Genomic DNA, 14,067 nt, shown 5'->3' with positions numbered 1-14,067 from the left:
GTTAGATTAGACGGGATCAATGTCGGCGTCCATGATCGGCGCGTCCCTAAAAAAACAATGAACGGGAGTCGCCCCCTTGAATACCCTCCAGAGTCCGCCCGATCCAACTGTGCTCGCCCGCGCAGCGGCCAAGGTGAAGCGCCATGTGCTGCCGCTGTTCGTGGTGATGTTCATCGTCAACTACATCGACCGGGTCAACATCGGCTTCGTGCGCAGTCACATGGAAACCGATCTCGGCATTGGCGCCGCGGCCTATGGCCTCGGTGCCGGACTGTTCTTCATCGGTTACGCAATCTTCGAAGTCCCCTCCAACCTGCTGCTGCAACGCTACGGCGCCCGCGCCTGGCTGACGCGCATCATGTTCACCTGGGGCGCAGCGGCCATGGCCATGGCGTTCGTGCGCGGCGAAACCAGTTTCTATGTGCTGCGCTTCATCCTCGGCGCGGCCGAAGCCGGGTTCTTCCCCGGCATCATTTATTACTTCACCCAATGGTTGCCGTCGACCGAACGCGGCAAGGCCATGGCGATCTTCCTCAGCGGCTCGGCCATTGCCTCGGTGATTTCCGGGCCGGTGTCCGGTGCGCTGTTGCACGTCAGCGGTTTCAGCCTGCACGGCTGGCAGTGGATGTTCCTGATCGAAGGTTTCGCCTCGATCGTGCTCTGCGGGTTTGTCTGGTTCTGGTTGCAGTCCCATCCACGCCAGGCGAACTGGCTGAGCGAGGAAGAAAAGGACGCACTGGTGGGCGCCATCGCCCTCGAACAGCAGGCCCGCGAAGCCACGCAGACGGTCAAGCCGTCGATGTTCAAATTGCTCGCCGACAAGCAGATCGCACTGTTCTGCTTCATCTACTTTTCCATTGCCCTGACCATCTACGGCGCGACGTTCTGGTTGCCGAGCATGATCAAGAAAATGGGCAACCTCGGCGACTTCCAGGTCGGTCTGTTCAACTCGATTCCGTGGATCATTTCCATCGTCGCGATGTACGGCTTCGCCGCCATGGCCAGCAAATGGAAACACCAGCAAGCGTGGGTTGCGTTGACCCTGGTGATTGCCGCATTCGGCATGTTCATGTCCACCACTGGCGGGCCGGTCTTTGCCTTCGTCGCCATCTGTTTTGCCGCGATTGGTTTCAAGGCCGCCTCGGCGTTGTTCTGGCCTATTCCGCAAGGCTATCTGGATGCGCGCATCGCCGCGGCGGTGATCGCGTTGATCAACTCCATCGGCAACCTCGGCGGCTTCGTCGCCCCGACGGCGTTCGGTTTCCTCGAACAAAAAACCGGCTCCATCGAGGGCGGTCTCTATGGGCTGGCGGCCACCTCACTGGTGGCGGCGGTGGTGATCTTCTTTGCCCGCACCGCCCCGCGTGGTGATCCCGTTCGCGTGTTGAGCGGCCAACCTGCCGACATCGCAGCGTCAGAAAAATCAGTCAGTCATCAAGCCTTGAGCTCAGGTCCAAAGGGAGCAGCCTCTTGAAAATCAAACGAGTCACCGTCACCCCCATCGCTTTCCGTGATCCGCCGCTGCTCAACGCCAGCGGGATTCACGAGCCGTTCGCGCTGCGTTCGATCATCGAGATTGAGAGCGACAATGGCTACATCGGTCTCGGTGAAAGTTACGGCGATGCGCCGGCGCTGTTGATCCAGCAGCAACTGCAATCGCAATTGATCGGTCTCGATCCGTTCGACCTCAATCAACTGCGGCGCATCGTCCAGGCCACCGTGGCGGCGCACAAACCGGCGAGCATTGCCGGCGCGGAATTGGCACCGGGCTCCCATGCCAGCAAAGCAGTGAGCAATGCGTATTCGGCATTCGAAGTGGCGTTCCTGGATTTGCAGGCGCATTCGTTGAACGTGCCGTTGGTGGACTTGCTGGGCGGGGCGATTCGCGACGAGATTCCGTTCAGCGCCTACCTGTTTTTCAAGTACGCGCAGCATGTCGATTCGCCGTACAAACCGGACAATTGGGGTGAGGCGCTGAACGAAGAGCAGATCGTTGCCCAGGCTCGGCGGATGATCGAGGCCTACGGTTTCAAGAGCATCAAACTCAAGGCCGGCACGCTGCCGCCGGAGCACGAAGTGTCGTGCATCAAGGCGCTGAAAAAGGCCTTCCCCGGTTACCCGCTGCGCATTGACCCGAATGGCAACTGGTCATTGGAAACATCGATTCGCATGGCTGAGTTGCTGGGCGATGACCTGCAATATTACGAAGACCCGACGCCGGGCCTCGACGGCATGGCCGAGCTGCACAAACGCACCGGGCTGCCGCTGGCGACCAACATGGTGGTCACCGATTTCGACGAGTTCCGGCGTAGCGTGGCGTTGAACAGCGTGCAGATTGTCCTCGCCGATCACCATTACTGGGGCGGGCTGCGCGACACGCAGGCGCTGGCGAAAATGTGCGACACCTTTGGTCTTGGCGTGTCGATGCACTCCAACTCGCACCTGGGCATCAGCCTGATGGCGATGGCGCATGTTGCGGCCGCGGTGCCCAATCTGGATTACGCCTGCGACACGCATTACCCGTGGCAGGAGCCGGATGAAGAAGTGATCAAGGGCGGCAAGCTGCCGATCGTCGATGGCTGCGTGAAAATCACTCGCGCCCCGGGGTTGGGTCTTGAGCTGGATCACGATCAACTGGGCAAGCTGCATGACCAATACCTGACCTGCGGCATCCGCCAGCGCGATGACGTGAAGCAGATGCAGCGTTACAAACCGGACTGGAAGGCGGTCAAACCGCGTTTTTGAACTCGGTCAGCAGGCGTTCTATCTGCGCCAGTTCCCAGGTGCTGAGCAGACTGACCGGGTCGGTGCCGTAACGTTGCCAATTGTCGAACAGGCCCTCGCGGCCGTCCGGGCTCTGGCAGCGTTGGCAGTGGCGCAAGTGGTTGTCGTCGATGTCGAGGGTCAGCTGCCAACCTTCGATGTCGACCTGCATCAGACCGGATGCGGAAGGTTCGCCTATCAGCCGCAGGGGACGAACCTCCAGGGCGGCGTCGCGCAATAGCTGGTAAATCTCGCGGGTGGTCAACGGTGGCACGGGTGTCTCCGGTGGCTCAGATAAAAAATCGGCAACGACACCCCCCTGTAGGAGCCAGCTTGCTGGCGATGGCGATCTTGAGGACGCCATCGCCGGCAAGCCGGCTCCTACAGGGGGTAGTGTTCAGCAGGCTTATGGGGAAATGATCCCGTGGTCGATGGCGTATTTGACCAGCGCCGCCGGTTTGTCGATGTTGAGTTTGCGGCGGATGCTCAGGCGATGGGTTTCAACCGTGCGCACGCTGATGTCGAGGTCGCGGGCCATTTCCTTGTTGTTCATCCCCTGGGCCATTTTGTACAACACCTGGCTTTCACGCGGCGTCAGCTCGTTGTCGGTACTTTTATCAGCAATGAGCCGCTGGGCAATTTCCGCGCTGTAGAACGTGCCGCCGCTGGCAATGGCTTCGATGGCGGCGATGATTTCCCGTGACGGCGCGTTCTTCAGCACATAACCGCTGGCACCCGAACGCACGGACTCGCTCACGTATTCATAATTGTCGTACATGCTCAGCACCAGCACTTTGAGCGACGGGTACTGGCTGCGCAGCAACCGGGTCAGCTCCAGTCCGTTCATGTCCTTGAGGCTGATGTCGACCAGCAACAGGTCAGGCTGGCAGCGTCCGACCATCTCGATGGCGTCCGCGCCATTCTCGGCTTCACCCACCACTTCCAGCGGGGCCATGACGGACAGCAGCGCCTTGATCCCGTCGCGAACCAGGGAGTGATCGTCGACCAGGGCGACGCGGATCGGGGAGGGCAGGTTAATCACGGGCATTCACTCTTGTTGTCTGATCAGCGTTTTGTGCCGGGCATTTTCATGGGCAGCAGCACGTCCAGCTCACTTCTTCCCGGCACCGAGATCAGCTCGAACCGACCGCCAAAGTGCTCGACACGCTCACGGATATTACGCAGGCCGATGCCGGCATGGCCACGTTCGACCTGGGCGACGTTGAAGCCGATACCGTCATCGATCACCGTCAGCCGGATGGATTCTTCAGAACCGTGCAGGTTGATGGAAACGTTTTTTGCCTGTGCATGGCGTTCAATGTTGGTCAGGCCTTCCTGCACAATGCGAAACAACGAAACCGCCGCGCCATCGACCAGATGGCAGTCGAATTCGTTGTCGTTATAGGTCACGGTGAGGCCGCTGCGTTGCTCGAATTCCTCGGCAAGTTGACCGATGGCCGCCGACAGCCCCAGGGTGTCGAGCAAGGATGAGCGCAGGTCGTGGGAGAGGCTGCGCACCTCGCCAATCGCCTCGCCGAGTCGTTCCGTGGCCTCTCTTAAAATACTCAAACCCTTGTCTTGTCCATTTTCCAGCACATGGCTGGCGAGTTCGAACTGGAACTTGATGGAGACGAGCACCTGACTGATGCCGTCGTGCAGTTCACGGGAAACCCGCGAGCGTTCTTCCTCCTGCAAACTGACGATTCGCTGGGTCAGGCGTTGCAGTTTTTTGTCGGCCAGACGGTGCTCGCTGACGTTCAGTGTCATGCCGCTGGCAAACACGAACAGCACCGCCACGAGCGCCACGGCGGCAATCGCCAGCATGGTTTTGCGGATGCCCTGGGCCACCTCGTCACGCGCCTGTTGGGTCGCGCGCTCGACGTCCTCAAGGTATATGCCGGTGCCGAGCATCCAGCCCCAGCGATCCAGCATCACCACGTAGGCGAGCTTGTCGGTGACCTGGCCGGAAGACGGCTTGTTCCAGGCGTAGCGTTGAAAGCCTTCGCCCGATTGCGCACTTTTGAGCAATGCCTGAATCACCGGCAGGCCGTGCGGGTCCTTCATGTCCCACAGGTATTGGCCGACCAGTTCCGACTGCCGCGCGTGCATCAGGCTGCGACCTTCGCGGTCGTACACGAAGAAGTAACCATTGATGCCAAAGCTGAGTTTGCGCAGTTCTTCCAGCACGCGTTGCTGGGCGTGTTCGTCACCGTGGCCGTCGTCGTACAGTGGCGCGATCAGGCTTTGCGCCATTTCCACGTAGTTTTTCAGTTCGGCGCGCTTGCTCGCCAGGATGCTGTCTTCGATCAGTTGCGCCTGTTGATCACCCACCTGGCGGTTCAGGGAAATCACCAGCCCGCAGATGACAGCGATCGCCAACACCAGCGGCAGAATCCCGAGCGCGACGATTTTGTGTTTGAGCTGCATCTGGGCTCCTGTCCGGACCGGGGGAAGGCGAAGGCCGGCATCATATGCCAAAGATGCGCACGTCCAGTAGCGCTGCTGGACGGAATGACCTGCGGCTTTCTGGACGACGCGAAATTGTAGGAGCCAGCTTGCTGGCGATCCAGACGACGCGGTGTATCAGTCACGCCACCATCGCCAGCAAGCTGGCTCCTACAGGTTTTGCGTTTCTACGTAGAACTACGTAGAGAGCGCGTACGTAGTAACGCGGATTTATTTGTAGACGGCATGCGCGGATATTGGGCCAGCTCCGCACAGCGGACACAATTATAAAAATTACCGCCGCAGTCACAAGCTGTCGGCAGGAGACACGCTATGCCCCGTCTGGCTAAACACCTCGCCTGGTTTGCCGTGGCTGTTCTGGGAGCGTTTGCGCTAAGTGTCGTGGCCCTGCGCCGCGGCGAAGCGATCAACGCCCTCTGGATCGTAGTCGCAGCCGTCGCCATCTACCTCGTCGCATACCGCTACTACAGCCTGTTCATCGCCAACAAGGTGATGCAACTGGACCCCAATCGAGCCACTCCCGCCGTACTCAATAACGATGGTCTGGACTACGTTCCGACCAACAAGCACGTACTCTTCGGTCACCACTTCGCAGCCATTGCCGGCGCAGGCCCGCTGGTCGGTCCGGTATTGGCGGCGCAGATGGGCTATCTGCCCGGCACACTTTGGCTGATCGCCGGTGTGGTGCTGGCCGGTGCGGTTCAGGACTTCATGGTCCTGTTCATGTCCACCCGCCGCAACGGCCGCTCCCTGGGCGATATGGTCCGCGAAGAAATGGGCCGCATCCCCGGCACCATCGCGCTGTTCGGCTGCTTCCTGATCATGATCATCATCCTCGCGGTGTTGGCGCTGATCGTGGTCAAAGCCCTGGCCGAAAGCCCTTGGGGCATGTTCACCGTGATGGCGACCATCCCGATCGCGATGTTCATGGGCATCTACATGCGCTACATCCGTCCGGGCCGCATCGGTGAAATCTCGATCATCGGCGTGTTCCTGCTGCTGGGCTCGATCTGGCTGGGCGGGCAGATTGCCGCGGACCCAGTGTGGGCCAAGGCGTTCACCTTCACCGGCATTCAAATCACCTGGATGCTGATCGGCTACGGTTTCGTTGCCGCGGTACTGCCGGTGTGGCTGATTCTGGCACCGCGTGACTACCTCTCCACGTTCCTGAAAATCGGCACCATTGTGGCATTGGCGATCGGCATTCTGATCACCATGCCCGAGCTGAGAATGCCGGCACTGACCCAGTTCATCGATGGCACCGGTCCGGTGTGGAAGGGCGGTATGTTCCCGTTCCTGTTCATCACCATTGCCTGTGGCGCGGTATCGGGTTTCCACTCGCTGATCGCTTCCGGCACCACGCCGAAGCTGCTTGCCAGTGAAGGTCATGCCCGCTACATCGGTTACGGTGGCATGCTGATGGAATCCTTCGTCGCCATCATGGCCATGGTTGCGGCATCGGTGATCGATCCGGGCGTGTATTTCGCCATGAACAGCCCAGCGGCGATTGTCGGCGCGGATGCTGTTTCGGTTGCGCAGACTGTCAGCAGCTGGGGCTTTGCAATTACCCCGGAAGCGCTGCAAGCGGTGGCCAAGGACATCGGTGAAACCACCATCCTGGCCCGTGCCGGCGGTGCACCAACCCTGGCGGTCGGTATCGCGCAGATCCTGCACCACGTCCTGCCGGGTGAAAACACCATGGCGTTCTGGTACCACTTTGCGATCCTGTTTGAAGCGCTGTTCATCCTGACCGCAGTCGATGCCGGTACCCGTGCCGGTCGCTTCATGCTCCAGGATTTGCTCGGCTCGTTCGTGCCGGCGCTGAAACGCACCGAGTCCTGGACCGCCAACCTGATCGCCACCGCCGGTTGTGTGGCGATGTGGGGTTACTTGCTCTATCAAGGCGTGATCGATCCGCTGGGTGGCATCAACACCTTGTGGCCGCTGTTCGGCATCTCCAACCAGATGCTGGCCGGTATCGCGCTGATGTTGGCGACGGTTGTGCTGATCAAAATGAAGCGCCAGCGCTACGTCTGGGTGACCATGCTGCCTGCGGTATGGCTGCTGATCTGCACCACCACCGCCGGTTTCATCAAGCTGTTCGACGCCAACCCGGCGATCGGTTTCCTCGCGCTGGCCAAGAAGTACAGCGATGCCTTGGCCAACGGCCAGGTACTCGCGCCGGCCAAGAGCATCGAGCAGATGCAGCACGTGATCTACAACGCCTACACCAATGCGACGTTGACCGCGCTGTTCCTGTTGGTGGTGTTCAGCATCCTGTTCTTTGCCCTCAAGGTCGGCATTGCCGCGTGGGGAACCAAGGAGCGCACGGATAAAGAAGCGCCATTCCAGGCCCTGCCGAATGCGTGATCGAGGAGTGCAGCATGTTCAATGACCTGAGTCGCCTCGGTAAATACCTCGGTCAGGCCGCGCGCCTGATGGTCGGCATGCCCGACTACGATACTTACGTCGAGCATATGCAGACCAAACATCCGGACAAACCGGTGATGAGTTACGAGGTGTTCTTCCGGGAACGCCAGGAAGCGCGTTACGGAAGCAAGGCCGGGCCCAAGTGCTGTTGACCCGGTTGTCGGGTTAACAGCAATCCCTGTGGGAGCTAGCCTGCTGGCGATGGCGGCTGAACATTCAACATCACTGTTGATTGACAGTCCGCCATCGCCAGCAGGCTAGCTCCCACATTGTTTTGCGCAGTAATTTTCAGGGTTTACGTTCGATGAGGGTTCGCCCCGGTTCATTGCGGCACACAAGCTTGTCCCGATAGTTGTCACACAGCGATTTCAGCACATCACTCGCGCAAGCCCCGCTGATCCGCCGATCAATCGCAAAACCCGCCACGTCGCCCTTCAGTTGAATATCTACCCCCGACACCGTCTCCAATCGCTGTTTGATCGGCGCTTCTGCTATTTGCACGGCTGCGCGGAACATTGAACTGTGCAAATGGCCGCACGTCCAAGCCATTAAGCCGGTTTGAGCATTTCAATGTTTCTGGAGGCGGGTGATGTCGAGGCGGGCGCTGATTCGGTTTTTTGCGGTTTATCTGTCCGCTTTCCTGGTGTTCGGATTGGGCGTGGCCGCGGCGTCTCCCTGGATTGCCACTCACATTCTTCTGAAGTGGATGCTATAACCCGGCACTCGCCTCGACGCCAACGGACAGACACATGATTGAAGAGGGACTTTCGCTACTGATCGATTACGGCACTTATCTGCTGCCCGGTTTTAGCCTCTGTGCTCTCTGGTTCTGGTTGACGCCGAAGACGCAACCCGGTTTGCGTATTGCGATCCTGCTGCTGACCTTCGTCCTGCTGCGCGATGTGATGACACCGCTGCGTTTATGGTCCCTGAGTGGCGATGTGCAGATCGGCTTTGTTGCGAATCCGTTTGTCCTGGCCGTGCTGGGTGCGCTGTCGCTGGCGATCGTGGCCGTGCTGGCAAGGATCGCTCCGCAGCTTTGGCAACTCGTCATCTGGAGGAAGGGCAATCTGGCTGCAGGGCTAGCGCTGGGTGTTGCTGCCGGGTGTGCGCTCGGCGTTCCGCTGCGGCTCTATCAAGGCATCGGTGTAGGCGAAATAGCCGGTTACTGGCCTTGGTTGATGGGCATGGTCGTGCTGGCCTACGGCGGGAATGCGTTGGAAGAAGTGCTGTTTCGCGGGTTCCTGCAAGGTCACCTCGAACACCACACCTCTGCGATACGAGCCGCCTTGATCAGCGCTGTCGCGTTCTCGGCCAGCCATTCGTTTCTGGCACTGAGCGTCACCCGGATTGGCTGGCCGATTCTACTGTTCACGTTGCTGGAGGGGGTGGTCTGTGCTTTCGTCCGCATGCGCTACGGCGTGATCGCCGCCACCGCTGCACACGGGACGGCGATATTGCTCATCGCCGCTCCCATGTGATTGATCAACATTGGGGGCTGCTCAGGGGTTGCAAATCTCGACCCGGTGCTCAATCGAGTCTTTTCGGTTGAGCGACAGCAGCCAGATCAGCGGCAACTGCGCAAGGATCACGGTCACAACACCAGCCCAGGGTGTGAGAGCCATTTGCCCATTGGCGACCAGGGCGCTGCCGCTGGTTTCTCCCAAGGCTATACCGAGGTTGAAGGCCGAAATGTTCAGCGCCGAAGCGAACGCCACGGCGTGCGGGGTATAGCGTTCGGCGGTGGCCAGCATGCCGGCCTGGGCGGCGGGAGAGAGACCGAAGGCCAGCGCGCCCCAGAAAAACAGCATCACTACCATCGGCAGTTGATAGGGCAACAGCAGTGCGACCGCCGCCAGCACGAGTGTCAGTAGCACAAAGATCATTCGCAGCGCCGATTGCCAGCCCATCGAGGCCGCGAGTCGGCCCCCGACCAGATTGCCGACCAGGGTCGCAACGCCGAACACGACCAACAACAAACTGGCGGTCGCGGTGGAAAAGCCGCTGATGTCGGTGAGGATCGGGGTGATAAAGGTGAAGGCGGCAAAGCTTGAACCGAAACCCAACACGGTCACGGCCATCATCGCCAGAATGGCCGGGTGCCTGAGTGCCGCCAGCTGAGTGAGAGCTTTGCCCGACGGTGGCGTCGGCACGTTCGGCAACCACCGCGCACTGGCTATCAAGGCTAGGGCAGCCAGCAGCGCGACCGCATAAAACGGCAGGCGCCACCCCATCGCGTTACCCAGGATGCTGCCAATCGGCACACCGATGACCATCGCCAGCGTCAGGCCGGCGAACATCACGGCAATGGCTTTGCTTGCCTGTCCCTTTGGCGCCAGGCTGGCGGCGACGGTGGCACCGATGGCAAAAAAACTGCCATGAGCAAGCGCGGTGATGATGCGTCCTGCCAGTAACCAAAGGTAATCGGTGGAGAGCGCTGCCAGCAGATTCCCGCCCAGAAACAACGCAATCAACGCCAGCAGCACCGATTTGCGCGGCAGGCGCGCCAGTGCCAGAACGGTCAGCGGCGTGCCCAGTGCCAGGGCCAACGCGTACAGCCCGACCAGGCTCCCCGCACGCGCCAGTGGGATGTCGAGGTCAGAGGCGATAGCCGGGAGAATGCCGACGACAATGAACTCGGCCATTCCGATAGCGAAAGCGGTCACCGCCAGCGCCACCACGCCAGGGTGAATACGTTGCGTGCTCGGGTTCATGGACGACCCGCTGCCTGCAGGGCAATCACCTGGTCCGCCTCGACGGTCGCCCCGGCAACGCCAACGGCGCCTATGACCTTGCCGTGTTCATCACGCAGCACCACGCCACCGCCAAAGCTGATCAGGCCGCCGTTGGTAGCCTCCAGCGAGTAAATGGCTCCGCCCGGTTGCGCTTCCATACCCAGTTCGGCGCTGTCGGTGCGAAACAACGCAGCCGTGCGTGCTTTCTTCAGCGAAACATCGATGGCGCCTGGCACGGCGTCATCCATGCGCACGAAATGGCGCAGAAGTCCGGCATCGTCGACCACGCTGATGCAGACGGCGAAACCCTGATCACGCGCCTGCGCTTGTGCACGGTTAATGACCTGCTGGGACAATTGCTCAAACATTCGGGACTCCATTGAATAAAACGACAGGAACGCGATGATCCCGACGATTGCTTTTCAAGGGAATATGCCCCAGGCCATTGGCGGTTAAAGTTTGAGCATGTCGAACATTTCGCGCATGGCGTGGTTCGCCAACGTGCACAACGCTGTCTTGGGCAGACGTGAGGCGGGCGCGGCAACACCGAGCGCCGCCACCACGCGACCTTGCAAACGCAGGGGCAGGGCGACGCAGTTAAGCCCCGGCTCGGCTTCTTCAAGGTCTAACGCGTAGCCATGGGTGACGATACCGGCCAACTCGATTTCCAGTTCCGCAGGCAGCAAGTCCGCTCGACGCAGGCTGCGCCGCAGGTCCTCGTCAAAGGCCAGGAATATTTTACCGATGGCCGAGGTGGTCAGCCCGGCGCGACGCCCGCGCGGGCTTGCAACGCGCAAGTTGCCGCTGCCTTCCAGGGCATCCATGTAGAGGTATTCGCGGGTGCCACAGGGCGCTGCGAGGAAACAGGTTTCGCCACTGCGTTCGGCCAGCGTGCGCAGCGCAGGGGCAAAGGCTTCACGCAGCAACGCATCGGCGTCGTTCAACGGTTGAGCGATTTCGCGCAGGCGCAAACCCAACGCATAGTGGGTGCCACGGCGGGCAATGTAGCCCATGGCGGCCAGTGTATTGAGCAGGCCGTGCAAGGTGCTCTTGTGCAGTCCGGATTGCGCCGCAAGGTCCACCAAGCGGATTTCGCCCTCCGCCGCTGCGATGGTTTCAAGGATCATCATCGCGCGCTCGACGGACTGTATGCCTTTGTTCTCGTTGATCATGTGAGGGACGTTCGTTGGCCAGTAATGAGTCTGAGGTTCACGAGGAATAGTGCCTCGTGGTTCGGTGAAAGCCCATGAGTCGCAGGATTATCCACGCTGACAGGATTGGGCAGCAGTCCTGATCATCCGGGGGGCTTGATGCTGGCGTGAAGGTGGCCGGAGCGATTGGCGGGGAAAGTTTGATGATGTCGGAGTTTAGCGCGGGTGATTGTCTGCGCCGCTCGCAAAACGCCCGCAGCACGCAGAGCAATTGTGGGAGCGAGCAGGCTCGTTCCCACAGGGATTGGCGTTCTTCAACGCCTATTGCGATCAGACCTCGCTGATGTTGACCCAGCGCTGTTCCCGCGCCGCCAATCGAATTGCCGTCGCCAGTCGCTCCACTTCAAAGGCTTGCTCGAAATCGGTGCCGGCTTGTCCGTGGCCGGCCAAGGCCATGATCAGCTCATGCACTTCCAGCGTCTTCAACTCGTTGTAGCCCAACTGATGCCCCGGCGCTGGACTGAACGCTGCGTAACCGGGCAAGTCCGGTCCGGCGAGTAAACGCTGGAAACCGTCCTGGCCGGCGCGGCACAGGCGTAACTCATTCAAACGCTCCTGATCGAACGCCAGGGTGCCTCGGGTACCGCTGATCTCGAAGCTCAGATGATTCTTGTAGCCGTGCTTGAGCCAACTGCTGCTGAAGGTGCCACGAGCGCCGCTGGTGAAGCGCAGCAAGGCATGGGCGTGATCGTCAACAGCAATGCTGCGTTGATCCTGGCTACCGGCCGTGACCGGGCGCTGGCGGTGCACGGTCTGGGAGTCGGCGCACACCGCTTCGACATTACCCAGCAGATGGCGCGCCATGGCGAGCAAGTGACTGCCCAGATCCGCCAATGCCCCGCCGGCATGCCCGGCCTCACAGCGCCACGACCAGGGGGACGCTGGATCGGCCATGAAATCTTCGCTGAATTCGCCTTGAAAACTGATGATCTCGCCGAGTTCGCCGCTCAGAATCAACTCACGTGCCAGGCCAATGATCGGGTTGTGCTGGTAGTTGTAGCCGACACGGGTGACCACCCCGGCATCCTTGGCCGCCACGTGCATGGCATTCGCCTGTTCAAGGTTCACCGCCAGCGGTTTTTCGCAGTACACCGCCTTGCCGGCGGCAAGAGCGGCCATGGCCATCGGGTAGTGCAGATGGTTGGGGGTGGTGATGGCGATCAGGTTGACCTTGGGGTCGTCGATCAATTGCTGCCAGTCGCCATGGGCCTGCTCAAAGCCCCAGGCAGTGGCGCATGCTTGCGCACGAACGGGATCGGCGTCGGCCAGGGCGGCGAGGCGAAGCGTGAAGGGCAGTTCGAATGCCGCACTGACGTTGCGAAAGGCCAGGGCATGGGCACGGCCCATGAAACCCGTGCCGATAAGTCCGATTCCGAGTTCGCGCATGACAGGATCCTTTGGATTCTTGTTTTCAGAGATCCAATTTATAGAATAAATATTCTCTTGTTTCAATTTTTAGAAAAAATATTTACACGTGATCGCTGAGTCGCCGTACGCGCAGCCGTAATACCCGTGTCCGGGTCAGTCGTCGAACCCGACCTGTTCGTGAATCTCATCGACCTTCAACTCCAGTCGATAGGCCACGGCGATAAACAACGCCTGGCACAGGCACAGGGTCGCACTCAATGAACGGAACGCAAACGAACTGCCTTCGTTGACCAGCAGCAGGGTGTTGGCGCGCTTGGCCAGGGGCGAGAGATTGCTGTCGGTGATGATCAGGGTTTTCGCCTGATGATGCTGGGCGATGCGCAGGCAGTGCTGGGTTTCCTTGCCGTATGGCGTGAAGCTGATGGCGATCACCAGGTCATTGGCGCGCACGCTGCGCATCTGCTCGCGGTAGCTGCCGCCGAGCCCAGACACCAAATGAATGCGCTTGTTGGTGTGTTGCAGGTTGTAGACCAGGTAATCGGCTACCGCGAACGAACGACGCACGCCGACCACGTAGATGTTGTCGGCGTTGACCACCAGGTCCACGGCCTTGTCGAAGGCCTGGTCATCGAGTTCCAGCCCCAGTCGCTCGATGCCCGACAGGGTCGCGTCGATGCACTCGCGCGCCAGGTCGCCGCCGCTGGCTTTCTGTGACTTGTTGGCGATCATGCTGCGAATGCGCTGCTGGTAGTTCTGTACCGGCGTGGTTTTGTGGGTATACGCCTCGCGGAACAATGCCTGCATTTCGCTGAAACCGCTGAAGCCGAAACGCTGGGAAAACCGCACGATGGCCGACGGGTGCACTTCGCACTCGCGAGCGATGTCGCTGATGCGGTCGACCATGATCCGGTCGCTCTGCTGGCTCATGTAACTGGCAATGCGTTTGAGCTGGCGCGGCAGGCTTTCGTATTCATTGGTGATCAGCTGCAGCAGGCGCTCGGCATTGATCGGGGGGCTGACAAGATCGCTCTCGGGCGTGCTCTCGGTCGTATCCGGCTGATCGGTGCGGGACATAAGGAATCCTTCTGGCTTGT

The 14,067-nt window shown here is 60.3% G+C and carries 14 protein-coding genes; 5 read left to right on the top strand and 9 right to left on the bottom strand.

Going from position 1 to position 14,067, the window contains the following annotated elements; all coding sequences use genetic code 11:
• The first annotated feature begins 76 nt into the window (after positions 1 to 76).
• Positions 77 to 1,474, top strand: a complete 1,398-nt coding sequence (locus J4E42_RS03475) for an MFS transporter (RefSeq protein WP_207284608.1) — start codon at positions 77 to 79, stop codon at positions 1,472 to 1,474.
• A complete protein-coding gene (locus J4E42_RS03470; protein WP_008033863.1) occupies positions 1,471 to 2,745 on the top strand; it encodes a glucarate dehydratase family protein in 1,275 nt (424 codons plus the stop codon). Before J4E42_RS03475 ends, J4E42_RS03470 begins: the two co-directional genes overlap by 4 nt.
• Here the strand turns inward: J4E42_RS03470 and J4E42_RS03465 are convergent.
• From J4E42_RS03465 to J4E42_RS03455, 3 genes are all read right to left on the bottom strand, one after another.
• A complete protein-coding gene (locus tag J4E42_RS03465) occupies positions 2,729 to 3,037 on the bottom strand; it encodes a hypothetical protein (RefSeq protein ID WP_207284607.1) in 309 nt (102 codons plus the stop codon). The two genes, J4E42_RS03470 and J4E42_RS03465, sit on opposite strands and share 17 nt — an antisense overlap.
• Before the next feature lie 132 nt (positions 3,038 to 3,169).
• Positions 3,170 to 3,802, bottom strand: coding sequence for a response regulator transcription factor (locus J4E42_RS03460; protein ID WP_017339266.1), 633 nt, complete (start codon positions 3,800 to 3,802; stop codon positions 3,170 to 3,172).
• A gap of 26 nt (positions 3,803 to 3,828) precedes the next feature.
• On the bottom strand, positions 3,829 to 5,190 hold the full coding sequence (locus tag J4E42_RS03455; protein ID WP_192228366.1) for a cache domain-containing protein: 1,362 nt from the start codon (positions 5,188 to 5,190) through the stop codon (positions 3,829 to 3,831).
• A 351-nt stretch (positions 5,191 to 5,541) separates the two neighbouring features.
• Between J4E42_RS03455 and J4E42_RS03450 the strand changes: the two genes are divergently transcribed.
• Positions 5,542 to 7,599 carry a carbon starvation CstA family protein gene (locus J4E42_RS03450; RefSeq protein ID WP_008024713.1) on the top strand — a complete coding sequence of 686 codons (2,058 nt, stop codon included), beginning with the start codon at positions 5,542 to 5,544 and terminating at the stop codon, positions 7,597 to 7,599.
• A 14-nt stretch (positions 7,600 to 7,613) separates the two neighbouring features.
• Positions 7,614 to 7,811 carry a YbdD/YjiX family protein gene (locus J4E42_RS03445; RefSeq protein WP_007900300.1) on the top strand — a complete coding sequence of 66 codons (198 nt, stop codon included), beginning with the start codon at positions 7,614 to 7,616 and terminating at the stop codon, positions 7,809 to 7,811.
• Positions 7,812 to 7,947: 136 nt separating this feature from the next.
• Here the strand turns inward: J4E42_RS03445 and J4E42_RS03440 are convergent, their stop codons facing one another.
• Entirely contained in the window at positions 7,948 to 8,175 is a 228-nt protein-coding gene (locus J4E42_RS03440) for a hypothetical protein (RefSeq protein WP_223480285.1), read from the bottom strand.
• 233 nt (positions 8,176 to 8,408) lie between these two features.
• Between J4E42_RS03440 and J4E42_RS03435 the strand changes: the two genes are divergently transcribed.
• On the top strand, positions 8,409 to 9,140 hold the full coding sequence (locus J4E42_RS03435) for a CPBP family intramembrane glutamic endopeptidase (RefSeq protein ID WP_207284605.1): 732 nt from the start codon (positions 8,409 to 8,411) through the stop codon (positions 9,138 to 9,140).
• Positions 9,141 to 9,161: 21 nt separating this feature from the next.
• Here J4E42_RS03435 and J4E42_RS03430 read toward each other — a convergent pair whose 3' ends face one another.
• From J4E42_RS03430 to J4E42_RS03410, 5 genes are all read right to left on the bottom strand, one after another.
• Positions 9,162 to 10,373 carry an MFS transporter gene (locus tag J4E42_RS03430; protein WP_207284604.1) on the bottom strand — a complete coding sequence of 404 codons (1,212 nt, stop codon included), beginning with the start codon at positions 10,371 to 10,373 and terminating at the stop codon, positions 9,162 to 9,164.
• Positions 10,370 to 10,762 carry a heme-binding protein gene (locus J4E42_RS03425; protein ID WP_008039127.1) on the bottom strand — a complete coding sequence of 131 codons (393 nt, stop codon included), beginning with the start codon at positions 10,760 to 10,762 and terminating at the stop codon, positions 10,370 to 10,372. Before J4E42_RS03425 ends, J4E42_RS03430 begins: the two co-directional genes overlap by 4 nt.
• 84 nt (positions 10,763 to 10,846) lie before the next feature.
• Positions 10,847 to 11,566, bottom strand: a complete 720-nt coding sequence (locus J4E42_RS03420; RefSeq protein WP_207284603.1) for an IclR family transcriptional regulator — start codon at positions 11,564 to 11,566, stop codon at positions 10,847 to 10,849.
• A 309-nt stretch (positions 11,567 to 11,875) separates the two neighbouring features.
• Entirely contained in the window at positions 11,876 to 12,991 is a 1,116-nt protein-coding gene (locus J4E42_RS03415) for a Gfo/Idh/MocA family protein (protein ID WP_207284602.1), read from the bottom strand.
• A 135-nt stretch (positions 12,992 to 13,126) separates the two neighbouring features.
• Positions 13,127 to 14,047, bottom strand: a complete 921-nt coding sequence (locus J4E42_RS03410; RefSeq protein WP_008039123.1) for a MurR/RpiR family transcriptional regulator — start codon at positions 14,045 to 14,047, stop codon at positions 13,127 to 13,129.
• Positions 14,048 to 14,067 lie beyond the last annotated feature (20 nt).

Origin of the sequence: Pseudomonas sp. FW300-N2A2, from assembly GCF_017351735.1 — a bacterium.
GTDB lineage: Bacteria > Pseudomonadota > Gammaproteobacteria > Pseudomonadales > Pseudomonadaceae > Aquipseudomonas > Aquipseudomonas migulae.
The sequence above is the reverse complement of the archived record's forward strand: the minus strand, read 5'-3'. Positions and strand labels throughout refer to the sequence as shown.

Excerpts from the sequence above, each read along its gene's own strand:
- J4E42_RS03445 (WP_007900300.1), top strand. The coding sequence starts at position 7,614 with ATGTTCAATGACCTGAGTCGCCTCGGTAAATACCTCGGTCAGGCCGCG.
- J4E42_RS03435 (WP_207284605.1), top strand. The coding sequence starts at position 8,409 with ATGATTGAAGAGGGACTTTCGCTACTGATCGATTACGGCACTTATCTG.
- J4E42_RS03425 (WP_008039127.1), bottom strand. The coding sequence starts at position 10,762 with ATGTTTGAGCAATTGTCCCAGCAGGTCATTAACCGTGCACAAGCGCAG.
- J4E42_RS03420 (WP_207284603.1), bottom strand. The coding sequence starts at position 11,566 with ATGATCAACGAGAACAAAGGCATACAGTCCGTCGAGCGCGCGATGATG.
- J4E42_RS03440 (WP_223480285.1), bottom strand. The coding sequence starts at position 8,175 with ATGTTCCGCGCAGCCGTGCAAATAGCAGAAGCGCCGATCAAACAGCGA.
- J4E42_RS03455 (WP_192228366.1), bottom strand. The coding sequence starts at position 5,190 with ATGCAGCTCAAACACAAAATCGTCGCGCTCGGGATTCTGCCGCTGGTG.
- J4E42_RS03410 (WP_008039123.1), bottom strand. The coding sequence starts at position 14,047 with ATGTCCCGCACCGATCAGCCGGATACGACCGAGAGCACGCCCGAGAGC.
- J4E42_RS03415 (WP_207284602.1), bottom strand. The coding sequence starts at position 12,991 with ATGCGCGAACTCGGAATCGGACTTATCGGCACGGGTTTCATGGGCCGT.
- J4E42_RS03430 (WP_207284604.1), bottom strand. The coding sequence starts at position 10,373 with ATGAACCCGAGCACGCAACGTATTCACCCTGGCGTGGTGGCGCTGGCG.
- J4E42_RS03450 (WP_008024713.1), top strand. The coding sequence starts at position 5,542 with ATGCCCCGTCTGGCTAAACACCTCGCCTGGTTTGCCGTGGCTGTTCTG.